This window comes from Planococcus koreensis (assembly GCF_004761975.1).
Taxonomy (GTDB): Bacteria; Bacillota; Bacilli; order Bacillales_A; family Planococcaceae; genus Planococcus; species Planococcus koreensis.
The window spans coordinates 90,379-114,729 of the sequence record NZ_RQII01000025.1 but is presented as its reverse complement, the minus strand read 5'-3'; the positions used below and the strand labels follow the sequence as shown (position 1 = coordinate 114,729).

Annotated in this window: 21 protein-coding genes; 6 read left to right on the top strand and 15 right to left on the bottom strand. The window is 45.7% G+C overall.

All coding sequences use genetic code 11. The features are described from left to right. Nucleotides 1-46 precede the first annotated feature (46 nt). From EGV91_RS06175 to EGV91_RS06165, 3 genes are all read right to left on the bottom strand, one after another. Nucleotides 47-679 (bottom strand): NeuD/PglB/VioB family sugar acetyltransferase, encoded by a 633-nt coding sequence (locus tag EGV91_RS06175; protein ID WP_135501726.1) that lies wholly within the window; start codon nucleotides 677-679, stop codon nucleotides 47-49. Nucleotides 680-911: 232 nt separating this feature from the next. Next, nucleotides 912-1,067: a hypothetical protein gene (locus EGV91_RS17200; protein WP_175580272.1), complete on the bottom strand. Its 156-nt coding sequence runs from the start codon at nucleotides 1,065-1,067 to the stop codon at nucleotides 912-914. 558 nt (nucleotides 1,068-1,625) lie between these two features. Next, on the bottom strand, nucleotides 1,626-2,027 hold the full coding sequence (locus tag EGV91_RS06165; RefSeq protein WP_135501724.1) for a hypothetical protein: 402 nt from the start codon (nucleotides 2,025-2,027) through the stop codon (nucleotides 1,626-1,628). Nucleotides 2,028-2,706: 679 nt separating this feature from the next. Between EGV91_RS06165 and EGV91_RS06160 the strand changes: the two genes are divergently transcribed. Then, nucleotides 2,707-3,621 (top strand): iron-hydroxamate ABC transporter substrate-binding protein, encoded by a 915-nt coding sequence (locus EGV91_RS06160; protein ID WP_241666119.1) that lies wholly within the window; start codon nucleotides 2,707-2,709, stop codon nucleotides 3,619-3,621. A 73-nt stretch (nucleotides 3,622-3,694) separates the two neighbouring features. Here EGV91_RS06160 and EGV91_RS06155 read toward each other — a convergent pair whose 3' ends face one another. Continuing rightward, nucleotides 3,695-4,477 carry an alpha/beta hydrolase gene (locus tag EGV91_RS06155; protein WP_135501722.1) on the bottom strand — a complete coding sequence of 261 codons (783 nt, stop codon included), beginning with the start codon at nucleotides 4,475-4,477 and terminating at the stop codon, nucleotides 3,695-3,697. A 917-nt stretch (nucleotides 4,478-5,394) separates the two neighbouring features. On the opposite strand from EGV91_RS06155, the gene EGV91_RS06150 reads away from it, so the two are divergent. Both EGV91_RS06150 and EGV91_RS06145 read left to right on the top strand, forming a co-directional pair. Next, nucleotides 5,395-6,096, top strand: coding sequence for a neutral zinc metallopeptidase (locus EGV91_RS06150; protein ID WP_158290579.1), 702 nt, complete (start codon nucleotides 5,395-5,397; stop codon nucleotides 6,094-6,096). A gap of 372 nt (nucleotides 6,097-6,468) precedes the next feature. Then, nucleotides 6,469-6,963, top strand: coding sequence for a hypothetical protein (locus EGV91_RS06145; RefSeq protein ID WP_135501718.1), 495 nt, complete (start codon nucleotides 6,469-6,471; stop codon nucleotides 6,961-6,963). 74 nt (nucleotides 6,964-7,037) lie between these two features. On the opposite strand, the gene EGV91_RS06140 is transcribed toward EGV91_RS06145, so the two are convergent. The 3 genes from EGV91_RS06140 to EGV91_RS06130 form a co-directional block, all read right to left on the bottom strand. Next, entirely contained in the window at nucleotides 7,038-9,761 is a 2,724-nt protein-coding gene (locus EGV91_RS06140; protein WP_135501716.1) for a CDP-glycerol glycerophosphotransferase family protein, read from the bottom strand. Between the two features lie 314 nt (nucleotides 9,762-10,075). Beyond that, the gene (locus EGV91_RS06135) at nucleotides 10,076-11,155 is read right to left on the bottom strand and encodes a M42 family metallopeptidase (protein ID WP_135501714.1); all 1,080 of its coding nucleotides are present in this window, start codon (nucleotides 11,153-11,155) and stop codon (nucleotides 10,076-10,078) included. Between the two features lie 17 nt (nucleotides 11,156-11,172). Beyond that, the gene (locus EGV91_RS06130) at nucleotides 11,173-12,807 is read right to left on the bottom strand and encodes an ABC transporter substrate-binding protein (RefSeq protein ID WP_135501712.1); all 1,635 of its coding nucleotides are present in this window, start codon (nucleotides 12,805-12,807) and stop codon (nucleotides 11,173-11,175) included. 673 nt (nucleotides 12,808-13,480) lie between these two features. Here EGV91_RS06130 and EGV91_RS06125 point away from each other — a divergent pair. The 3 genes from EGV91_RS06125 to EGV91_RS06115 all read left to right on the top strand — a co-directional run bounded on the left by EGV91_RS06125 (nucleotide 13,481) and on the right by EGV91_RS06115 (nucleotide 16,148). Beyond that, entirely contained in the window at nucleotides 13,481-14,302 is an 822-nt protein-coding gene (locus tag EGV91_RS06125; RefSeq protein WP_158290578.1) for a neutral zinc metallopeptidase, read from the top strand. 251 nt (nucleotides 14,303-14,553) lie between these two features. After that, a complete protein-coding gene (locus tag EGV91_RS06120; RefSeq protein WP_135501708.1) occupies nucleotides 14,554-14,733 on the top strand; it encodes a hypothetical protein in 180 nt (59 codons plus the stop codon). Beyond that, nucleotides 14,730-16,148 carry an amidase gene (locus EGV91_RS06115; RefSeq protein ID WP_135501706.1) on the top strand — a complete coding sequence of 473 codons (1,419 nt, stop codon included), beginning with the start codon at nucleotides 14,730-14,732 and terminating at the stop codon, nucleotides 16,146-16,148. Before EGV91_RS06120 ends, EGV91_RS06115 begins: the two co-directional genes overlap by 4 nt. A gap of 180 nt (nucleotides 16,149-16,328) precedes the next feature. On the opposite strand, the gene EGV91_RS06110 is transcribed toward EGV91_RS06115, so the two are convergent. From EGV91_RS06110 to ilvA, 8 genes are all read right to left on the bottom strand, one after another. After that, complete coding sequence (locus EGV91_RS06110; RefSeq protein WP_135501704.1) at nucleotides 16,329-16,772, bottom strand: RidA family protein; 444 nt, start codon at nucleotides 16,770-16,772, stop codon at nucleotides 16,329-16,331. 94 nt (nucleotides 16,773-16,866) lie between these two features. Continuing rightward, nucleotides 16,867-17,613 (bottom strand): MBL fold metallo-hydrolase, encoded by a 747-nt coding sequence (locus EGV91_RS06105; protein ID WP_158290577.1) that lies wholly within the window; start codon nucleotides 17,611-17,613, stop codon nucleotides 16,867-16,869. 376 nt (nucleotides 17,614-17,989) lie between these two features. Further along, nucleotides 17,990-19,408, bottom strand: coding sequence for an alanine/glycine:cation symporter family protein (locus tag EGV91_RS06100; RefSeq protein ID WP_135501700.1), 1,419 nt, complete (start codon nucleotides 19,406-19,408; stop codon nucleotides 17,990-17,992). 801 nt (nucleotides 19,409-20,209) lie between these two features. Further along, on the bottom strand, nucleotides 20,210-20,506 hold the full coding sequence (locus EGV91_RS06095) for a putative quinol monooxygenase (protein ID WP_135501697.1): 297 nt from the start codon (nucleotides 20,504-20,506) through the stop codon (nucleotides 20,210-20,212). 37 nt (nucleotides 20,507-20,543) lie between these two features. Next, nucleotides 20,544-20,972 carry a MarR family winged helix-turn-helix transcriptional regulator gene (locus tag EGV91_RS06090; protein ID WP_135501695.1) on the bottom strand — a complete coding sequence of 143 codons (429 nt, stop codon included), beginning with the start codon at nucleotides 20,970-20,972 and terminating at the stop codon, nucleotides 20,544-20,546. Nucleotides 20,973-21,061: 89 nt separating this feature from the next. Beyond that, a complete protein-coding gene (locus EGV91_RS06085) occupies nucleotides 21,062-21,706 on the bottom strand; it encodes a nitroreductase family protein (RefSeq protein ID WP_135501693.1) in 645 nt (214 codons plus the stop codon). Nucleotides 21,707-22,204: 498 nt separating this feature from the next. Then, on the bottom strand, nucleotides 22,205-22,471 hold the full coding sequence (locus tag EGV91_RS06080) for an excalibur calcium-binding domain-containing protein (protein WP_135501691.1): 267 nt from the start codon (nucleotides 22,469-22,471) through the stop codon (nucleotides 22,205-22,207). Between the two features lie 345 nt (nucleotides 22,472-22,816). Then, nucleotides 22,817-24,106: a threonine ammonia-lyase IlvA gene (gene ilvA / locus EGV91_RS06075; protein ID WP_135501689.1), complete on the bottom strand. Its 1,290-nt coding sequence runs from the start codon at nucleotides 24,104-24,106 to the stop codon at nucleotides 22,817-22,819. Nucleotides 24,107-24,351: the final 245 nt, after the last annotated feature.

Sequence of the window (24,351 nt, the reverse complement as noted above, 5' to 3'; positions counted from 1 at the left end):
TATTCTGATTTGCCAATAGACTAAATCTGTTCGGACATCGGGATTCTTATTTCTCCATCCCGGCTTTAATCTCCAATGCCGGAACCCCCATCACCGTCGAAAACGCTTCGACGTCACCCATTACCGCAGAACCTGCGCGGACAACACTCCACTGGCCGATTTCTTTCATAGGAGAAATACTTGCGCCTGTCTCTACCAGCGCACCTTCGCCGAGCTTCGCTAAGCCCGCTGCCGCTGCGCCTGAAGCGATATGGATATAATCCCCGACAATGCAATCATGCTCCACCACGGAACGCGAGTTCAAAATCGCGTGATTTCCAACCGTTGCCTCTGCATTGACGACCGCTCCGGGCATTACGACGGTGCCATAGCCAATCGCGGCACTCGGGCTTATTACGGCATTGCGGTGTATAGCGGTCGCATATTGATCCGCATTTAACGCCAAACGTTCGACGATTTTTCTTCTGACCGAGTTTGCGCCAATTGCTATAATGACTTTCGCCTGCTCTTTTTCCATTAGCTTGGAGACTTCGGAAACAGGGCCGAACCAGCAGCCATTCGCCTTGAAAATTTCGGTGTGCTTATCATCCAGCCTCGCCACCACACGGTTCCCGGCAGAAAACACATTATCAGCAATCACTTTGGCATGCCCACTGTCACCTATCAGGATAATATTCACGTTAAGCCCCCTTGGTGTATCAAATAGTTTCGATTCGTTCTTTCTCTATTATAGGACGATAAGCAGTCCGCCGGCATAAAAGTTTGAATAAAAAGTCGAGGTAGAACAGTTTCACCTTGTCCTCATTGACTCTCCCATCACCCGATGCAACTGCAAAAACCGCTGCCAGGAATCACGAGGATTCCTGGCAGCGGCTATTTCTTCATATTGAATTTCAGTCTACAGCACAAGGTCAGTCGGCTAAACGTTCAGCTTTCACTGATTTCGAATAAGGCGTGGATTTTTCCTTCTTGTATTGCTTATAGCCGACGATAAATTCCTCATACATTTGCAAATACGTTTTAGTTAGGTGATCCATTCTTGTTTCTTCTTTAATAATAGCAGTCATTCGATTCATCCTCCTCAGAATTGTTTCTTACAACACTTTTTTCATACAGACATTCTTTTCTGTTTCCGTGCGGAATAAAGGCGCAATTAGTTCAGATTCTGATTTTATTAACAAAATATTATTAAATTATGGATTCCACTTGCTACTGAATGTATTTCCTGTGTGTGGACTTCAGGTGATAGGGTGTGATGTAGAAAAGCTCTCCAGGACAAGTTTTCGATAAACGGCATAAGCTGTAGAAGACATTGGGTGTAAGTTCGTATCGCTGCATGCAATTGGGCATGGCTTTCGCCTTTTCAGATGCGTGGTCCATCAACACCTCGTCTATGTTCACCCATACAGGGTGAATCCGGGTTAGTTCCACTCCCTCTTTCCCAAAGGAGGTTTCTTTTGTCAGGCGGGCGAAGAACGTGATGAAAGCCGCTCCATTTTCAACATGCACATCTTTGGATCTGAGAAAAAATAGCCAACTGATTGTTGAGGCAAATGCTCCATCTGTTCCATATTTGCTTCTCTCCTCTAAACACCCATGATTGTGTGCTTTCCCGCTCCTTTCTTTTATCCGAGTGCGTAAAGCGCTTCGGAAAGGCGTCCAGCAAAATCTTCGAAAGGTTCCTGTGATGTTAAGCGGATGCAATGCATTCCGCGCTCCATTGAAAGCTGCTGCGCATAACTGATGGGAAGCAAAACAGGATGCTCGATCAGCGTCCGTGTGAAAATCGGCAGTTCTTCAGGAAGAAGAAAGACTTCCGCTTCATTAACAGTCTTTTGTCCATCATCGAGCAGTTTAAAAGAGACAGTTAAATCCAGTGACCAGTTGACACACATACCAGGACTTTTTCGGGATTTGATTCTGCGTTTCTTTTTGAGCTGCCAAAATTCTGTATCCATTTCCACTTCTGTGCCCATGAATTTGATTGCCTTCTCAACTGTTATTGTTTGTGAACTTGTTTCTACCACCTTTACCACTCCTTCCACTCTCTCCAACAAATTTGCTGGCATGCCAACCCGTTACCTGTCATTTTTACAATGATAGGTTTTTAAAAACAAGCTCAAGCTCATAAAAATTCAGACTATTCAAAAAAGAAAATGGAGTGAATTCTCTAAAATCTAAGCTTTTTCACCTGTTCTACACTAAAAATTACTATCATTTTTTCGTTTTCCAATACCATAAACCTATATTATGGACTAAAATATGTAAAGTGTTATATAATATTCTTTTAATTCAGAAATTTATAATGTTTTTCTTATATACTTTTATCCCCTACCACTTTTGTTTTATTGAAGAGAAGAAGAGGTGAAATCCATACATTTTCTTCTTTCAAGCCCTTCTCACTTTTGCGAAAAAAGACTTTGAAATAATTGTTTGGAAAAAGAAAATTTCATGTGACGTGCAAAAAAATGGACTTTGTACACCAAATATTCTTCACTTGGCTTACCTTTAAGAAGGAATACGTCGATCAGACATGCATCATTCCACGAGAACTTCTTCCTTAATTCACTTCCCCATTGACAATCATTCTCAATAGACGTACGCTAAGTATGACAATAATTGAAAATGATTATCATTATTGATTACTGCCACCCCCTTATTACCGCTCCATCCATAAAAGCCTACCGAGAAAAGGAGAACATCATCTTGAAAAATCTATACATAGCATTTCTATTAGTGGCCGTGCTGATTCTTGGCGCTTGCGGCACCGAAAAGCCCGCAGCCGAAAGCAGCACAGCCCAAAAAGATTCGGAAACATTCTTATACGAGTCAGAAAACGGACCTGTCGAAGTGCCGAAAGATCCGCAGCGCGTCATTGCTTTAACCAATGGCCCAAATGCATTGGCTTTGGACGCGAACATCGTCGGAATCGACGAATGGACCAATGCCAACCCCTTGTTCCAGGAACAGCTGGAAGGCGTTGAAGTCGTGTCGGAAGACAATCTCGAGAAAATCATCGAGCTCGATCCCGATTTGATCATCGCCGGTTCCCAAACGAAGAACTTGGACAAGCTGAACGAAATCGCTTCGACCGTCGCTTTCACTTGGGGCAAACTGGATTACCTGTCGCAGCAAGTCGAAATCGGCAAACTTCTCAACAAAGAAACTGAAGCGACTGAATGGGTAGCTGACTTCAAAGAACGCGCTGCCGCTGCAGGCGACGCGATCCGCACGAAAATCGGCGACGATGCTACAGTTTCCGTCATCGAAAGCGGCAACAAAGAATTCTACGTCTTTGGCGACAATTACGCCCGCGGCACGGAAATCCTCTATCAGGCAATGGGCTTGAACATGCCTGAAAAAGTAAAAGAGCTCGCGCTTAAAGCCGGCGTCTACACATTCTCAACGGAAGTCCTCCCTGAATTTTCCGGAGACTACGTCGTCTTGAGCAAAAATCCCGAAGCCGACAATTCCTTCATGGAAACGGATGTCTGGAAAAACATTCCCGCTGTCAAAAACGACCAAGTTATCGAGATCAACACGTTGGAATCCACTTACAGCGACCCGATTACGCTTGATCATTTGCTGAAGATTTTTGAAGAAGGGTTCTTGGGTAAGTAATTAAATGACGTTTTAACGCAAAAGAGCCGCTGCCAGGAATCTCAACGATTCCTGGCAGCGGCTCTTTTCTTGTCTATTTATCGTGCGTAACCTGAACCATCTCCCGCACAGGAACAGTATCCCTCATAAACCCAATCGATTTTTCAATGATGAATTCCAAGTCATTGTCCATCGAAGCAATATGGTACGAATCCTGCAGTTCGAATTTTCGCTTGGTTTCTGATTGGATCTTGCTTAAAATATAATCGGTATTGCCAGGCGGGACAACATGATCTTCCAGCGATCGAAAGGCAATCACCGGGCAATGGATATCGGCTAGCTTCGGTTTTACCGAATCCATATAACGCAATAATTCATGGTATGCCTTTACCGGCGCTTCACTATACGTAATTTCCACAGCATCCGCTTTCTTGATATCCGGCTTGTCTTCATCAACATAGCCGCTTGCAGGCTGTTCGCGGTAAGTTTCAAAGGCCGGAATATCGATTGCCGGATTCAGCAGCAGTATGCCAGCGATATCACCATAGCGGCTCGCCAAATCCAACGTCAAGGTGCCGCCCATCGATTGTCCTACGACAAAAATGTTGGAACAGCTTTCTTTTAACTCCATATATGCTTTTTCAATTCGTGCAAACCAATCCCTTGAGGAAAATCGTTCAAGATCTTTGAAATATGTGCCATGCCCCGGAAGCCTCGGACAAGAAACCGTATAGCCATGGGCAGCAATTGCCTGCCCAAAATCACTCATGCTCTGCGGAGTGCCTAAAAAGCCGTGGCATATCAAAACCCCGATGCTATTGCCATCCAATAAAAACGACTCGGCTCCTCGAATGACAGGATGCAATTCTTTATCCATTTATTATTCCTCCCATCCCAGCTTCCATTCAGCAACTTGGCAAAACGGAAAAGCTTATTAACAGTAGACACCACTTAAAACCAACTTGTCAACTAGGTTTTAAAATTCAGCTTATTAATACTTAGACTATTAGCCTTCAATTTCTTTTAATTACGTCCGCAGAAAAAGATAAGCACTAGTAGGTCCTTCAATACTATCGGAAACTTCATCAGCTTTATCTCCGATATTTTCATTTACTCCCCTTCAGAGCGAAAATCAAAAAGCTGCTTCTTCACTCTGTAATCTTTTTAAAGCCATAAACGGAAATTAAAAATTAACTACTTGAAGATAATTATCTGAATTTTTAAATAATTTATTGATATTTTCGCTTCAAAAGCGTATAATAAGCATGCGTAAAGTCATATACATAGCTCCAATTCGGACAGTTGCGTTCTTTCCGATAAAGAACTCACCATTCTATATCTTTACACTTCTAAAATCATTTAGCGGCAAACCGGATATTTGTCCCTTCAAGCGCTGGAATTCTGCCCGTCTGCCCATTATTGCTGGTTATGCCCGAGGAAGGAGGCTTGCATAGATCGGAACATCTGTTTATTTCATAAACCCATCTTTCCACCTGCCCTTCGAGGTAAAAATATACCTAAGAAGGTGACGACCCATGAAGCGCTAAAAAAAGAGTATTTATCCTGTTTCTTTCCCAACAGCCCTAGCTCTCCACAGGTGATGACAGCGGGTTGGCGTCGGATTGCGAGGCGTATTTGCTGAATACCTAAACGAATCTTAAAAGCTGTTTATAAATATAGGAGATGCCCATAATGACTAGAAAATTAGCTAAGCTATTTATATCCGCAACACTTTTACTACTACTCACCGGTTGGAGTATTCCTCCAACTCCATTAAGTACAAGCACGGAAAATATGCAAGACTTTGCACAAGGAGTACCCGCAACATTCAGCCCAGCCTTCAAGACGGAACTGCCAGTGGATTACACCATGTACGATTACTTGGTCTATGTCTTGAATGACGTCCATGCCTATTGGTCTCCGTTAATGACAGGAGACGGCTATCCAGCACCTGCCGTTACTTATTCGTTCCCTGGTTCTGGTGAACCGATTGTTACCGATTGCACAATGTCAGCACCGAATGATCCTCTTCAAGCATTTTATTGCGGCAAAGACGATCAGATTGTCATTACACTGGAAATGGCTCTTCAGCTTTGGAACGGGACAGTTAAATTCAATTATGATCCACCCATTGAATACGAAGCAGGCGATTTCTCTGTTGCGTTTGTCGTAGCGCACGAATATGCCCATAATTTACAGAACGAATTGGGATGGCTGCCAGTCAGCGACAACGCTTCACCTATCGCGACTTCAAGAAGCATTGAACTCAATGCTGATTGCTTGACCGGCGTATGGGCGAATTCAGTATACGCCCGCGGTCTTTTGGAAACTACCGACATCCAGGAAGTCATGCGCACCCTGGCGGATATTGGTGAAGACTCATCGAAACTTAACAAGACACACGGAACACCAAAAGAACGGACCGATGCGTTTCTGCTGGGCTATAATTCCGGATTTGCACCCAGCTGTGACCCTTATCTGACCACCCCTCACTGACGATCAGCAGGTTGAATAAAACCTATAACCCGCTCCTTTGGATTCATATCTGATGAGCGGGTTTTATATGAATAAATATAAATAATAATAAATTAATATTTTAATAAGAAAAGCGTATAATAGCATGTGGAAAGTCACATACATAGCGTTACAACTCGGATTTGTCTAATTTATTATCAAAAAAACTAAACACAATCCTCTGGCGGCAAACGAGGCAACTGTCCCTGCATCCGATGAATTCTGCCCGTCCGTCCATTATCGACCATGCCCGAGGAAGGTGGACTGCTTTAATCGGAACATCCATGATCCCCTTACAACCATTCTGGCTGTTTGCCTTATCGAGGAAACAATATGTCCAGGAAGGTGACAACCATGAAGCGCATCAGCAGAAGCTTCTTTCTCCTGCTTCTTTCGTTTACCGTCATAGGCGCTTTTTCAGTGGCGCCTGTTTTGGCGCATGACACCGGGGAAGATCCTACCGGCTATTCTATGCGCGCGATTGCATGTGAATACAGTGGCAATTTGGATCAGGACATCGTGAAAGCTTATCCGCCAAAACACGGGGCGTCGATGGCTGATTCAGATGTTGGCGTCGTCACATGGAAACCCGTTCTATACCGCTGGGACGGCGTCCGGTTCCACAAATGGAAAGAGTTTGAGCAACCATCCGCTTACGCCGAAGTAACGCATGACGGGATGAAGGATGGAAAGCATGAGGGATGGAGGGATACTGAAACCAACGAAAAGATCCATTCCATCACATTCACCAACCTTGCGAAAGGGTCATACGTGGTCATTAACGTCTTGACAGGGGAAAGTGATGGACAAGTCCACCGGTTCGTGTCGCCGAATTCGTGCGATATTTGATCTTTCCCTAGCGAGCGATTCAGCACAAAAAAATCCACTCCTTTGAATTATTGCCGGGAGTGGATTTTCTGTATTCATTTCAAGCTCGAATGGTCCAGCATTTTTTCTTTTGCTTGGAACATTGCTAAATCCGCCATTGGAAGCTCGGCAGATGAATCCACCAGTTTTTGAACTTCATTGAAAATCCGGAGGCAATTGTGCTGGTCCGTATACTTGATGATCCCAGAGATGTCGTAATCGAAATTTGCAAAATCATTTTTCATCCGGTCTTCGATAATGGTGATCAGTTCTTCTTCATGCGTTCCGATTCCGCCAATGAAGGTTTCTTCGATGGGCCGCAGTATTTCTTTGCGGAAAAAGCGGTCGACATCGAAATGGTAATAGACGACCGGCTTTCTGAGCAGCGTAAAATCGAAGCTGACGCTGCTGTAATCTGTGATCAATAAGGCATGGTCAATCAATAATTGCTGGACCGTCTTTGAGCCAAGAGAGATGAACCGAATTCTTTCGTGGAACCCTCCGACTTCATTCTCGAAATAATTCTGTGCCCGGTAATGCGGATAGAAGTTCACGTTGACGTTGTACTCTTCGAGCAGGCCGAGCAGTTTCGGGTTCTGGATCAGGTGAGCGTAAGCAAGGAAATATTCGCTTTTCAGGAACTGCTCATCGGTATGGATCCAATCGCGCCATGTCGGCATCAATAGGATATCTTTCGGTTTATTGCGCTGGACTAAATTATCGAACCGGGCTAAGCCGGTGACGGCGACTTCTGCATCGTCATAGCCCATCTCCTCCATGACAATGACCTGTTTTTCCGGTTCGCTGCTGACGATGAACAAATCAAACGGCATATCGTAATACTTTTTATGGTATTCCACATTCTTGCGCCCCAGCACCCCGTGCTGCAGGAAAATCTTTACCGTATGCTCGTAGCCGAAAAATCCTCTTGCGGGTTTATAAGGGAGAATATTTTCAAAATCATGTGTACACAACAGCACTTTCGCTTTAAAGGCGATGTCAAAATGCCGGTCCGATCCAAAAGCCAGCACGTTGGGATTGTCTTTGATCGGCTCATACTCCGGGCTGTCTGCCTCGATAACGTAATAAGCTTCAATTTCCGTATTTTTTTGCAGCCAGTGGAAAAGGACGATGCCATTGTCTTGCGCGGTATTGGTCCTTTCCCCGATAAGCCAGACATGATCGTCTTTGGCATCCACATCGCTCGGCAATTGAATATGGCTCTTGATCGCAAACGTCTCGATTTTCACATTATTATAAGGCGTTGTCGTAATCATGAAATGATGTTCATTGTTTTCAGCATCGTATACTTTCTGATGGCTGTAGAAATGATCCTTTTTGTAATGCGCATGGACGTACCGAATTTTTTCTTTCCGGATGACCTGGCCTTCCACATTTTCAATGACAACGAATACGTCCAACACGGTCTTGTCCTTGCTCTTGATGCCGAGCAGATCCAAGTCGCTTAGATCCACCGTAAATTCACCCGAAATCTCCACTTTCACGGATTCCTGCGAAAAGCGGTCTTCAATCATCAAATAGGCCGTCGACTCAATAAAATCCTCGATTGATGCGATTCTGCCGCCAATTTGAAAATCTTCGATTGAGCGGATCAACTTTTTTAGTTTCGAGGATGTTGCTGAAAGCCCAAGCGACAAATCTTTCCGGCGATAAAATTTCATTTTGATAAATTGGGAATTGAAAACGACCTTATAAAGCGTATCTGAATAACCCAACAGCTCTTTGTCGAACCGGAAGCGATAAACTTTTGGATTCTCGCTTTGCTCGACGATGAAGAACCGTTTCACAAAGAGATTTTCCAGCAGATCATCGACAGGCACAAAAGCGGTGAAAGAACTTGCACGCTTTTCCAAATCGTAGTATTTGGCAATGCCGCTCTTCGGCTCGTCCACTAATAATGTGTAAGAAACTCCCGGCTTCACTTTTTCTGCTGTGAATGACAAACGGAAACTGGAATCCTCATTTTCCGAAATCGACATCGATTTCAGTTCGAGTTCATGCGGTTCCAGCTCTAAGCAGAAATTCGAATGGAGACTGAGCACCGCCACTGTGTGGTGATACGTTTCAAAGCTTTGCTGGGCACCAAAAGACGCGCTTAACGGATAGAGTTTCTTATCAATGCTGATGAATAACCGCCATAACCCGGCACTCATCTCCAGGAAGTTCTGGATGACAACGGTTTGCCTCGTGCTGTCCACGGTTCCAGAAAGCACACGGAATTGACGGTTATTAAAAGCATATACTTCAATTTCCTCGTCCATTACAGGAACTGGCTGATCAAACTCCAGCGTCAGCGTGTCGTAGTGAGCAGATGAAACGGCAGCACCCAAGCTCTTTTCCATAAAGAAAAAATCCACAAACCGGTTGATGATGGTAATATTCTTTCTGACTTGCGCCGTTAAATACTTAGAACCAACTAAAACGCTTTCCTGGAAATCCCCTTCCTGATAATCAGGGTGCTTGGTAATCCAGGATGCTTCGCTATTAATCTTGATTTTGACCGTGCTTGTCGTATCCACAAGCTTCAGCAAATCTCGAGGGATGCTCACTACGAGCTGATTAGACTGTGCCAGTTCGGCCGGCAGCTTATGGACTTCCGCCCCGACCAGAAGCTCAGCCTCGATCCTTTTCTTCAAGACGAAGAAATTGGATAGCTTAAAATAAAAGGCCAGTTCCTCTCCATCAAATTCGTGTTTCGTCAACTCCACCCGTTTGACGAGCATTTTTTTGATTTTTTTCCCAATTTGTTTGATTTCCATTGCTCCTCAATCTCCCGAACCATTTTGTCATGGCTTTACCCCATATTATCATTTCAGAAAATTCTGTCAATAAAGAGTGTTATAGTGACCAGAGAGATTGAACGCACAAGCAAGCTGTTTTCAGTATGCTGAAGTTTTATGGCTTATCGAATTGACTTGATCCTTAAAAGTGATCGCATTGATACATGCTTTTCTATATTTCACTTTTTGCATCCATTAAAAAATCCACTTCTAAGAATTATCCTTAGAAGTGGATTTTTTCAATATAAAGTTGTTGGGTAGACTCACGCCTGCCCTTTCCATAAAACTCAAATTTACGTATCCAAAAAATTCTTCCCAACCAGCTCACCCGACTGATAAATAAACGCAGAAGCCAGATTGACGGTGTTTTCCAAATCGCCCAAATCGATGATTTCGATAGGTGAATGGGTGTAGCGGGACGGAATGGATATGACGCCGGAAGATACTCCGGTAGATGTCATATGGATGGCGCCGGCATCTGTGCCGATTCCCATGAAGACTTCCATCTGATGCGGAATGTTTTGTTGCTCGGCGACTTTTTCCAGCAATCCCGTAACCAGCGGATGGGCAATCAGCGATTTGTCGGCGATTTTGATGCACGGGCCGCCGCCGAGGACGCGTGTTCCGGTCATCAAGACGTCGTATGTGTCGCTCGTCGGCGTGGTGTCAATCGCAAGTGCGAAGTCGGGCAGGATGGTGGGAGACAGCACCGACGCTCCACGCAGCCCGACTTCTTCCTGCACGGTGAAGACGCAAAAGACGTCGCCGTGCTTGCGGTCCGGATTATCCTTTAAGTCCTTAAGAAGCTGGATCAATACCGCACAGCCAGCGCGGTCATCGAGCGCTTTTCCGACGACGCGGTTGCGCTTTTTGTCCCCCACCAGTTTCAAGCCGCTGCCATAACTGATGGGCTGGCCGACTTTTACGCCCATTTCGAGGACTTCCTCGGCAGAGCTCGCACCGATATCAATATACAATTCCCGGTGGGACTCGATTCGCTTTGGATCATCCCATTTTACATAATGCATGGACAGCGTCCCAATCACGCCTTCTACGTAACCTTCGCTCCCTTTGATCGTCACCGACTGGGCCAGCAGAATACGGTCATCGAAACCGCCAAGTTTTTCAAAACGGAGCGTGCCGTTCGGCTCGATCTTTTTGACGATAAGCCCGATTTCATCTGCATGCGCTGCCAATAAAACCGAAGGCATTTTAGCATCGGTGGCATTGATTTTGACAATCAGATTGCCTAATGCATCCACTTCCACGCTATCCGCTCCATCTTTCACTTTATTCAGGATAAAGCGCTGGACATCTTGTTCGAATCCGCTCGGCCCCACGAGTTCACATAACTCTTTTAATAATTGATACACAAAATCACTCCAAGGAATTAGTTTGATAAGTAGACGTCTGTCAGTAAATCGTTGCTCATCGGATGCGGCACGTAGCCTTCCACGTAATCCATCTGCGCGAGCGGCGGCGTTGTGTAAGCGAGCATCACCCACGGCGCGTCTTTTTGGAACAGCTGCTGCGCTTGTTTGTACAGCTCAATGCGCTTGTCTTGGTCAAGGGTTTCACGCGCTTCGGTGATCAAAGCGGTGAACTCATCACTTTTGTAGAACGCGATATTTTGTGCAGGAACGGCAGCATTCGTTTTGCTGAGGTTCGGATATAGGAAATTATCCGGATCGGCCATAACGCCGGTCCAGCCGTACATCGCCATCTCATGCGCGCCGGCTTTCGTATCGTCCAGATAAGTCGCCCATTCCATCGACACGATTTCCGCCTCGATTCCGACTTTCGCTAAATCCGATTGGATCGCTTCCGCAATTTTCATTGGTTCCGGCAAATACGGGCGCGGGTTGCTCATTGTATGCAGCTTCGTCTTGAAGCCATTTTCAAATCCTGCTTCTTTCAATAGCTTTTTCGCTTCTTCTACATTGTAGTCGTACTTCTGCAAGGAATCATCATAGCCCCAAAGTGATGGCGGCAGCGGGCTTGTTGCGGTGTCGGCAAGGCCGTTATAAAACGCATCGACGATTTTGTCCTTGTCGATGGCCATATTAATCGCTTGGCGCACCAATGGATTGTTGAACGGCTCTTTTTCCGTGTTCAATGCCATATAGCCGATATTGAAGCTTGGCCGCTTGAGCAATTCAAGCCCTGCGGTGTCTTCGACAATCGTCGTATCCGTTGCATTCATGCCGTCGAGCACATCAATTTCGCCAGTCTGCAACGCATTCAATCGTGCCGCATTTTCCGGAATGACCTGGAAAATGACTTTGTCCAAATACGGTTTGCCTTCCATCCAATACTCCGGGTTTTTCGCCAGTGTAATGGTGTTGTTGCGGCTCCATTCCTCAAACATGAACGGCCCTGTCCCCACCGGATTTTCGTTCAGCTTCTCGCCGTATTGTTCGATGGCTGCCGGGCTTGCGATGCCGAACATCGAAATCGCTAAATAGCTTAAGAACGGTGCTGTTTTGCGTTTCAGCTTGATTTCCAGGTCATGTTCGCCTGTCGCTTTCACGTGCTCGATCAAGTGATTTTCGTCTCCTTTAAACCCGCCGTAAAGGAATGGATAATAAGCAAAATCCCCTTGGTGGTATGGGTTTTTGGGATCCATCCAGCGGTCGAAGTTGAAGACGACCGCTTCCGCGTTGAAATCGGTTCCGTCATGGAACTTCACGCCTTCGCGCAATTTGAATGTCCACGTCAGCCCATCTTCACTCGAACTGTATTCCGTTGCGAGCTTCGGCTGCAATTCCAGGTTTTGATCGTATTCCAGCAAAGTCTCAAAGACATTATGCGTCACTCGGATCGATTCCCCGTCGGTCACATTGATTGGGTCCAAGCCGACCGAATCAGCTCCACGGCCGTAGACGAGCGTTCCGCCCTGCTTGTCTCCTTCCGGCGCTTCACTGCCGCTGTCGGCGTTGTCTGCTCCATCATTTCCTGAACAAGCCGCAAGCAGCAAGACGAGAATCAAAGATAGGATAAATGGGATATGCAGCTTTTTCTTCATTTTGTATGCCTCCTCTTTCTCATATAAATTCGAAACTTGGATGTTGAAGCTAAATGAATAAGCCCTGTCCAATAGACTTTCTTGTTTTTTTTAGTAGATATTAAAAACACCAAACTCCTTTCGCCTTACAAAACAATATGTTTTTCGTGTTTTTTCAGTTCATAAAGTAAGAAATATCTACTTTATACTTTACTTTTGTTCTGAAACTGTTTTAAGTGTATTTGTAATAAAAATCAATGTCAATGAATTTTTAAACAATTCTATCAATAATTTTAATCGTTTCTGTTCTACTTCCCCCTCGAAAATGAATTTTGAATCGCCAATGAAACAGAGCGAATGACGCTGCTCACTCATAACAAAAGCACACTCCCCATCAACGCGTAGTTAATGAGAATTGCGCTTTCAAGGTGCATCCATCTGGCAGGAAAATAAGCATTTTATAAAAAAGCTATTGTGTGAGAAACACGTTCTGCGTTTCAAGATGGAGGTATTCTGCTGAGACATGAGATTTAAAGTTAGAGAATCATCAATACTTACTTATGGACCTTTTTTTAAAAAAATCCCTTTGGTTATCAAATATATGATAGAATAATAATAAATTATCAAAATATTCGCAATACAAATGATACCGCGCCATTGAATTTTCCAAATAAAAAATTAGGAGATGATCAGTATGTGGAGAAAAACAGCCCAAATCATGTTTGCCTTGGTCATCATCCTGTTTCTTAACGGGTGGAACCCACTTCAAGCTTCGCCACAAGCAGCTGAAAATCAGCAAGCCGTGGTTCCCCAAACTCTCGGCTTATCGGCAAAAGAATCGGCTGTAGCCAGCCCAGCGTTCAAGAAAAATCTGCCAGCGGATTATACGATGCATGATTACCTGATCTATGTCTTGGCTGATGTGGAAGCATTTTGGTCTCCCATCATGGTTAAGGATGGCTATGCAAAACCGGCTGTCACTTACTCATTCCCAGCTTCAGGAGAACCGGTCCAGACCGAATGCATTATTGAAACACCGATCAATCCGGCGCAATCATTTTATTGCGGCTATGATGACAAGATTGTCATGACGCAATTAATGGCCACACAGTTATTGGAAGGGACGTACAAAACCAATATGGAGCCGCAGAGTGAATTCAAGGCCGGTGATTTCTCCATAGCCTTTGTGCTGGCTCATGAATACGCGCATAATCTGCAGACCGAGCTCGGGTGGCTGCCAGTAACCGCAGACGAGGCCCCAAAAGCGACTTCCCGCAGCATTGAACTCAACGCTGATTGCATGACGGGCGTATGGGCCAATTCGGTAAACGCCCGCGGTCTTCTGGACCCAACGGACATCCAAGAAGTGAAACGGACGCTGGCGGACATCGGCCAAGACCCATCGGCCCCTAATCCGACGCACGGAACGCCGAAAGAGCGGACCGCCGCTTTTCTGCTTGGCTATGATTCCGGATCGGCTGCCAGCTGTGAGCCTTATTTGACCACTCCTTATTAAAAGTGTTGGCTTCCGCCTTTCTGCACAAGAAATCCACTCCTTTAAATTTTCCAAGGAGTGGATTTTCTTCTTTTATAATAAATGCAGACTCAAAATTACGTAACTTTATCTCTTTAGCTAAAGCAAAAACTTCTCATTAATCATTAATTCATATTTTATTAGTCAAAATATTCTTTCTTCTATGATAGAGTAGACCTATCATCTTTGTTCTCACATAAGCTTTCAACCTACTTTGAATGGGAGGAAAAGGAATGGCACAGAACATTGTACAGATCTTGCAAGACAAGGGAATCGACGTACCGGAGCATCACGAGGAAATGCTGGTGAATCAGTGGGCGGTTTTCGAAAAAATGCGCGCGACCGTGGATCAGGAATCGCTTGCCGATTACGACATCGGTTTGACCCATGTGCCGGGAGGTGATGGGAAATGACGCAGGACTTAGCGAAACAATCGATTGGCGAGCTGGCTCCGCTGCTCCAAAACAAAGACATTTCCCCTGTCGAGCTGACAGCAGCGGTGCTGAAAAATGTCGACAAGTACGACAGCCAAGTGAATTCCTATATCGAAATCCAAGCCGAAGGAGCGAGACAGGCAGCAAAAGCGGCTGAGCTTGAAATTGCGAGCGGCAATTACCGCGGCGCCCTTCACGGCATTCCGATGGCGTTGAAAGATATTATGTATTTCAAGGGAGAAACAGCTACAATGGGTTCCGGCATCCACCGTGATTTCGTGCCCGATTACGATGCTGCGGTCGTATCGAAGCTGAAAAATGCGGGTGTGGTTTTCACCGGGAAACTGAACATGCATGAGTATGCCTGGGGCGCGACGACTACCAATCCGCATTTCGGCGCTTGCCGCAACCCGTGGGACCTCAATAAAATCCCCGGCGGGTCAAGCGGCGGGTCCGGTGCAGCCGTTGCTGCTGACATGGCCATCGCGTCTCTCGGAACCGATACAGGCGGCTCTATCCGGATTCCTGCTGCAAGCTGCGGCATTATCGGCTTGAAGCCGACCCATGGCAGAATCTCGAAATACGGCTGTTTCCCTTTGGCGTGGAGCCTCGACCATATTGGGCCCCTGACCAAGACGGTCCATGATGCCGCTCTGCTGTTGGAAACCTTGTCCGGCTACGACCCGCGGGACCCAACATCTATCGATAAGCCGGCCCAATATTACAGCGGAGGGCTGTCCGAAGATTTGAAGGGCAAAGTGATTGGCATCGATGAAGATTACTTTTTCCGCAACGTCGACAAACGCGTCGATGAAGCCGTGCGGCAGGCGATCAGCGAATTGGAAAAACTGGGCGCACGAATCGAACCAATTAAAATTCCATCGCTGGCGCAAGCGGAATTTGCCGAACTCGTCACCATTACATCGGAAGCCAGCACCGTCCACCACCAGAATTTGATCAAGCACCCGGAAATGTTCGGAGAAGATACCCGCTTCCTGCTGGAGTTTGGTGAATTGGTGACGGCAGTGGATTATTTGCAAGCCCAGCAAATCCGCCGGAAACTGAGCAATGAGTTTGCGCAAACCTTTGAACACGTCGATGTCATCATCAGTCCAACCTTGCCGTTCTTGCCGCCGCTCATTGGCGACAACACGGTAGACATCAACGGCCAAACGCTGAGTTTCCTGGATGAAGTGATCCGCTTCACGGGACCCGGCAACTTAACGGGACTTCCGGCTTTGAGCATTCCATGCGGCGTCCGCGACGGCTTGCCGATCGGTCTGCAGATCATGGGTCCGGCATTCGAGGAAGAGAAAGTGTTGAATGTGGCCTATGCGTTGGAGAAGCTCCAGTTGATGAAAGGCCAAAAACCGGATCTGCTTAGCGTCTTGTGAATGAAGAAACAGCTTTTTTCCATAGGAAGCGGCACCATTCTTGAAAGTTTCGCTTTCTGCAAAAAATAAAACAGCCGCTCCCGAGAATGTTGCATTCTCGGGAGCGGCTTTCTTTCGCATTCAATTGCTTTGTATAGTCAAAACTCTATTGATGTAATTCTTTCTCAAGAACGCGAATTTTTAACTTCCAACAGCTACCGCGGCAATCAATTGAATTTCGACCGGTGCATTGCCGGGCAATGAAGCAACACCTACCGCAGCCCGGCTCCCAACTCCTTTGGCGCCTAATTGTTCATATAAGTACTCAGAAGCAAAGTCAGCCAGCGTGGAATGCGCTTCAAAGCCATCTTCCGCATTCAGGTACACGGTGAGCGAAACGATTTGTTCAAAGTCCTCTTGGTCTGCAAGCAAACCCCTAGCTGCAGTTAATGCATTGGCAGCCGATTGCCTGACTGCTTCTTTATATGCAGCAACCGGCAGATCGCTGCTGACTTTTCCTTTTTGAATCAGTACGCCATTCTTCCGCGGAGTCATCCCGGCGGTATAAATCAGGTTTTCAAAGCGAGTAGCCGGAACATATTTCCCCTGCGGAATCGGGTTATTCTTTTCTTCTGGCTTGTTCATATTGATACAGCTCCTCTGCTTTAATGAAATGTTCAATCACAGCTATGCGCAATCACAAAAAACACTCTGCCTATCAAGCCACAATTTTCACCACTTATTCTATTTCTGTTGCAATAAAATCTATATTTGCTTCATGCCGTGGAATGAGGTGTGGCGGAATTGGCTGCTGCCGGTAAAGAGCCTCTTTATTGCCAGCACTCAATTGATGAAGGTAATCCAAATCGTCTTCGATTCGTTTGAGAATTTCGGGTTGAGAATCGAAAATAGGATCGCCATGTCCAGGGATCAAGGTGTGAATATTATGCTCGATTATTTTCTTTTTCATCCGCTCCAAACTCTCTATGTACTTCTTGCTTGAATAAAAGATAAACGGGAATTCCAGATTGGATAAGACGTCCCCCGCAACAACCAGTTTGCGTTCCAGAAAAAAGGTCGCCATCATATCGTCAGTATGGCCCGGTATCGGCAAAAAATAAAGCGTATCATCTGAGGTGGATTTAGTGGTTTCTTCAACGATTTCCTCATCGATTCTGAGCTTGCCAAGTTCCTTGTCGCGTGCAACATACCATTGAAGATCAAAAGACCGTACTTTCTCCATAGGATCTTTACGTTCACGAATCTTATGATGGCCAATCGTATGTCCATATGAAAACTCGGAAAATCCGGCAATGTGATCCCAATCGGCATGCGTGTAAATCACGGTTAATTTTTTGTCTGGAAGCGATTTTTTGATTTGCGCTATTTCATGAGGAAAGTAGGTTGGATCAAAGAGAAAACATTCCTCTCTTCCTTCTATTAAAGTCGAGTTCGTTTGCCATAAGCTGCTCTGAAAAATAATCACAAAAATCCCCCTTTTAACGATTAGTTTATTATAGCGTGACATAACGGTATGAGACACGTATAAAATACATTCCGCAAGATGCATGAGCCTAAATTCCTGGATAGATAAAGCCTATGAAATGTTCCACTTCTTACGGATTAGTGAGGCTTATAAGATGACCAATCTGACAAAATGCATCTAATCCTGGTCTATCAGCAGAACGGCGAAAATATCCGTTTTTAGAAAATCTGGCCCAAAATTCCCTACTCCATTTCTTTGTACGGCGCAATTATGAATAATTAGCTAGCCGCATGAAAACACAAAGACCGCTTTTGAAATCCCATGATTTCAAAAGCGGTCTTTTAGACTTTCATTTTAATTGAAAAGGATCGCGATATTAAGACTCATAACTCTCTCTAGCTGCTTTTCTCTTTTTCTTTGCTCTTTTCTCTTTTTGGTCTTTCAAGTAATACTCATCCGACGTAAAAAACTCGGTCGTCAATGCTTTCACTTTATTACTTAGCAATAAGATGGCAAGGACGTTCGGTATGAGTATGGCCGCCAACATGATGTCGAGGAAGCCCCAGATTACTTCTGCTGCGCCTACCGCTCCGAAGATGACGGCAAATATGTAAACCACTTGCATGCCGTAGGAAGCTTTCGTGCCGAACAGGAACTCCGCTTGCTTTGCACCGTAGAATACAACGACAAGAATCGTTGATAGCACAAAGAATATCAATGCGATGGTGACAAGAATCGCGCCGAATTCACCGAAATAGGATTCAAATGCCAAGCTCGTCAACGCAGAAGAATTTTCCATTGCGCCTTCTCCTGTCCAAACACCTGATGACAACACCACAAATGCGGTCGCGGTACAAACGATCAAGGTATCGACGACGACGCCAATGACTGCCCAAAACCCTTGTCTGACGGGATGGTCTGTCATGGCAGCTGCGTGGGCAATCGGCGCGGTTCCGAGCCCCGCCTCATTTGAATAAAGGCCGCGGGCAAAGCCCCACCGGATCACTTCCACAATGGCTGCACCGGCAAAACCGCCCACAACTGGCGCAGGCGAGAATGCATTGCTGAAGATCAGCATAAAGAATTCCGGCACTGCGCTGACGTTCATCGCCAGAATTACCACTGCCCCACCGACATAAAACAAGGCCATAAACGGTACAAAAATCTCCGTCACCTTGCCGATGCGCTGAATGCCGCCGAATACGACGACTGATATCAGAACGGCGGTTGCGATGCCCGTCCATAACGCAGGAATATTGAACGTTGTTTCAACCGTGCGGGCGATGGAATTCCCCTGCACCATGATGCTCGGGATCAATTCGATCATCAACGCGAATGAAAACCAGACGCCCAGCCATTTCATGTTCAAGCCTTTTGTCATGTAGTACATCGGCCCGCCGACAAACTCCCCTTTGCCGTTTTTCTCGCGGTACTCGACAGCGAGGACGCTTTCAGCAAATTTGAGCGCCATGCCAATCAATGCAATGACCCACATCCAGAAAACCGCTCCAGGCCCGCCGAACATGATTGCTGCCGGCACACCGACAATATTGGCTGCTCCGATTGTTGAAGACAATGCGGACGTCAGCGCTTGAAACGGTGTGACCGTCCCTTCGCCTTTCGGCTTTTTGAACACGCTGCCGAACGTTTGGCCGACAATGTAGCCGAAATAACGGAATTGAAAAAATCCAAGTTTAAATGTCATATAAAGACCTGATAGCAACAGCATGGTGATGAGCGGAATGCCCCATAACCAGGCCGAAAAATCAGCGACTCCTTGTAAAAAACGTTCCAATTTCTTTCCCCCTATAATATTTCACTATATGAAATAATTCCCCTTGCAAGAATAGCTTTAAACGGGAATCTAGGAATTCCTTAAAAAATCAGCAAAAAATAGAAATAGTAGTATAAAATTTAAGGTTTTTTATTCAATCCAAGCTCCCAAATTCAAACTGGAGAGATAAATTGAACCGAGACTGATAAAAGGGTTTGCGCTTTTCAGAAGAAGTATTATTTCGCGATAGAGCTTCGTTCACTTCTTGCCATTTCCATCGATTAGCTCCTTCTCAAGCACTTTCGCATTTCGAAGGGGCGAAATGCATCCATCTGTTGGTTTGTTACGGTGGCTTCTCTCGTTAACATGAACTAAATCGCAGTTAACATGACTTAGCCTTCCGTTAACATGACGCGCGAGAGATTCAACATGATCTAACCAGCTCTTAACATGAACTATTCCGAATTTTACCGGCACTAGCTGCAGAGCTTCTCCCCGCAATCCTAGTTCAAAAGCGGAAATGGAAAAGCCCAACGCAGCTGCCGGCTTCGTTGGGCTCCTTCTCAATCACTTTCGCATTTCGCCGGAGCGAAATGCATCCATTATACCAATGCATGACGAGGACAGGCGGATAATTGTTGCCAAAACGTTGGGCTGGCCACCCAGCGACAAGTGCGATGTATACACTAAGCAGGCCCTTCGCAGGAAAAAACAAAGACCGCCTTCGAAATCGTTTGATTTCATTGAAAGCGGCCTTTTGGGCATTCACAGTAACTGAATAAGCTTAATTGTGTATTTTACAGCTAGAGCGATTTTCGAGCGTTATTTTTGCACACGTTCTCCGGCATAGACGGTAACATCCATCGGTGCCGCCATGAAGGCTTGTGCTTGTCCAACAAATGCAGTGAAATGGGTACTTGTGTTATGTGCTTCAATTGACGCGGCGTCTTGCCACGTTTCTACCATTGTATAATGGTGGTCTTGGTCAGTCGATTTCTTCAAGTCGTAGGAAAGGTTGCCCGCTTCCGCTCGTGATGCTTGGATCAACGGCTTGCTTGCTTCGAGGAATGCCTGTTCTTGGTCGGGTTTTACTTGCAAATGTGCGTGAATAATTAACAATGGGATTCATCCTTTTCGAGTGTATTTGGTAAAAAGATCAATATTCAATGATATTATGCTGCATGCGGCTCAACATGCCGGCCAGGGCTTCCACTTCTTCTGGCGTGAAATCCTGGAGCATCTGCTGCACAAAGCCGGCATTTTCTTTTCGGTAGCCGATGATTTTTTCGCGCCCTTCTTCTGTCAGGCTGACAAAAATGACTCGGTTATCGGCCGGGTTTCGGCGTCTCGCCACCATGCCGTCCGCTTCAAGCTGCTTGAGGTGCCGGGTAATTGCGGCACCGTCGATATTGACCGCTTTTTGCAGCGTCGATTGGTTGATTTCGTCTGTTTGATAAAGCTGATGCAGCAATTCATAGCGCGACGCACTGATGCCGGTACAGCGTTCGAATTTCGGGCTGATTTGGTTATTGAGTCCTTTGAACAAGTGCAGGATCTGCTCCTGTTTTGAAAATGAACATTGCATAAATTGACCCCCTCCATCCTTTACGAGATCAATTGGCAGCCAGTTCACTGCGCATTCTTCTCATAAAACATCATCTTCCAGCACTCAACTTATTTCCATTCCGTAATCGTGTCGACCGGCAAGCGGTACGACGGGAAACCTTCGTTCGCGGCTTTGCCGATTGTGATCAGCATGACCGGCAAATAACGTGCTTTATCCAAGCCGAATGCTTCTGCGATTTGCTCTTTGTCGTAACCGCCGATCGGGTTTGTATCGTAACCGTGAGCTCGCGCGACCAACATCAATTGCATCGACACCAAGCCCGCATCCAGCATGATGATATCTTTCATCGCTTCGTCGGATGCATTTTCATAGAGCGGTTTGAACATGCCCAACTGCATGTCTTTGACTTCTTCCGGCATATAGCCCAGTTCCACCGCTTTGCCGTAAATTTCTTCCGCATATTCAATGTTTTGGCGGTCCCCAAAAACAGCGATAACTGCCGAAGAACTCATCACTTTGTCCAAATTAAACGAAGCGAGCGGCGCAAGTGTCTGTTTTCCTTGTTCGCTGTCGATTACGACAAAACGCCAAGGCTGCATATTAATCGATGACGGCGCCGTCGTTGCTTGCGCGATGATTTCGCTCATCTCTTCCCGGCTGATTTTCACCGTAGGGTCGTAATGTTTGATCGAACGGCGGTTGTTGACGATTTCATTGAAATCATTTATTTTCGTTTTTACATATGTTTGCATAAATGCTTGCTCCTTTTTCCAACTTTTATTGTGTGACGCATCAATACTTGATACCTCAACCATTGACTCCTCATACAATATAAAACGGTTGCGAACATTTTGCAAGCTATGTGATTCGGACAAGAGTTGAATTCCTTTTCCGCCTGATAAAACCAGCTGGCTAAAAAACTCTCTTCACTTTGAAAATGAAGTATTGAGGAACTAGAATGGGTTTCCATTATTTCACTCGACTGGCCTACTTATTGCGTCAACCGCTATCGATTTCCAGTCCCGTCCCTGTGTCCAGCGCAATGATGAATCGTTAGCTCATGCATTCAAACACAAAGACCGCCTTCGAAATCCTTTGATTTCAATGAAGGCGGTCTTTTTTATACTGATTTCAAATAGAATACGTTAAATTGTGTTTTACACAGGGTCGCGATTCAGGGCACCGGCTGTTTTTCAAGCATTTGCTGCCTATCAGCTCCCTATTCTTTGGCACAAGGCCGCAATAAAACTTTATCTTTCGCAAGCGATCAAATCTTTATCGCGATCGCTCTTTTTGTTGGCATCGTATAAAGCTTTTGACACAAACGGCTTGTATTTGGTTTTGCCGCCTTTATTTTTCACTTTCGAAGTGCGGGCAATGCCGCCTTTATAGACTTTGTTGATCTCCGTGCAGTTTTTATACGTCTTCGCTGCAGCGTCTGCTGGTGCAGGGGCCGAGCCAATTGTAAAGCTCAGCGCCAGCATGAATGACATAATGGCAAAACTGATTTTTTTCATCTTAAATCCCTCCGATTCTTCGTTTGTTTTCTTTGGTATTAGTTGTCGAGCACGCGGATGGTGTGAGCGCGTATTCATCCAAATATTGTTAGCCAATTTATTCTAGCAGTTATTTATATCCATGACTATAGTCTTTGTTAAATATATTATCCGAAAGAAGCATTTTTTTACATTACCGTCAGCGAGTGTGTAGGTTGTCGCTTATCTTCTCCTCATCATACATTCAGCTGTCTGCGGTAAAATACAAAAAACGCCTTCGAAATCCCACGATTTCAATGAAGGCGTTTTTTTTTGCTATTCATTTTCACTGAATAAATTCAATCGAACCTTACTGAAGAATGTGATTTAAATCAGTAGGTTGAATAACATCGGGTCATTATTGATCTCTTTATAGGGAAATCCGTTTTCATCCATCCTTTTCACAAGCGGTCCGTAGTCTTCCCGGCATTTCAGCTCAATTCCCACGATGACAGGGCCTGCCTCGCGGTTGGTCCGTTTGGTGTATTGAAAATGCGTGATGTCGTCCTGCTCCCCCAAAACCTGGTCCATGAACTTACGCAGCGCACCGGCACGCTGAGGAAAGGTGACGATGAAGTAATGCTTCAGCCCTTCATAAATAAGCGATTTTTCTTTAATCTCCTGCATCCGTTCAATATCATTGTTGCCGCCACTGATGACGCATACCACATTTTTCCCTTTGATTTCTTCCTTATAGAAATCCAGCGCTGCCACCGACAAAGCACCCGCCGGTTCCGCTACAATCGCATTTTCGTTATACAGCTGCAGAATGGTTGTGCAGACTTTGCCTTCGGGTACAAGTGCGATATCATCTAAAACGCCGCTGCAAATCGCCACCGGCAATTCGCCGACCTGTTTAACAGCTGCGCCATCAACAAAGGTATCAATCGAATCGAGACGGGTCACTTTGCCATTGTCCAGCGACGCCTTCATACTGGCAGCTCCCGCCGGCTCTACGCCAATCAGTTTCGTCGACGGGCTGATCCCTTTTAAATAGGTTCCGATGCCTGACGCCAATCCGCCCCCGCCGATGGCACAAAACGCATAGTCGACAGGCTCCTGCATGTCGTTCAGGATCTCCACTGCAACGGTGCCTTGGCCGGCGATTACCCGTCTGTTGTCAAACGGATGGACAAACACCCCTTCTTCGGCCGTACAGTATTCCATCGCCGCTGTATAGGCATCGTCAAATGTGTCCCCTGTGAGGACGACGGAGACTTGATCGCCGCCGAAGCGTTTGACTTGCGATACTTTTTGGCTGGGCGTTGTCAGCGGCATGAAAATCTTGCCTTCGATTCCCAGCGCAAAGCAGGAATACGCCACGCCTTGGGCATGATTGCCGGCGCTGGCACAAACGATTCCTTTGTTGCGTTCTTCTAAGGTCAGGCTGCGGATGAAGTTATAAGCGCCACGCAGTTTGAATGAGCGCACCACTTGTAAATCTTCCCGTTTTAAATACACGTTGCAGCCGTACCTGGCAGAAAGAATGTCATTTCGCTGCAGCGGCGTTTTGATCACGACGTCTTTGAGCGCCTGATTCGCCACCATAATCTCTTCAACCGATACTTTCGACAACGTTGCTTTCCTTTCCAACTCTTCGATGTTGCTTCTAGCCATAGGTGTCACCTTCTTGTTTTAGTATTTCCTTACTCTAACATACTGTACAGCCCAACTGGGAATAAATTTTCGCAATATTGTTACTGTTTTTCGAAACAGCCAGAAGCCAAACCGGTACGACTATAGAAGCTCAAATGGCAAGAACCCTGAACAAATCCGCAAATAGCAAGCGATTTTGTTCAGGGTTCTTGCCACTTAAGTTCTTGTTTTGTCTATGGAAGAATGCCGATATTGTTGAGCAGCTG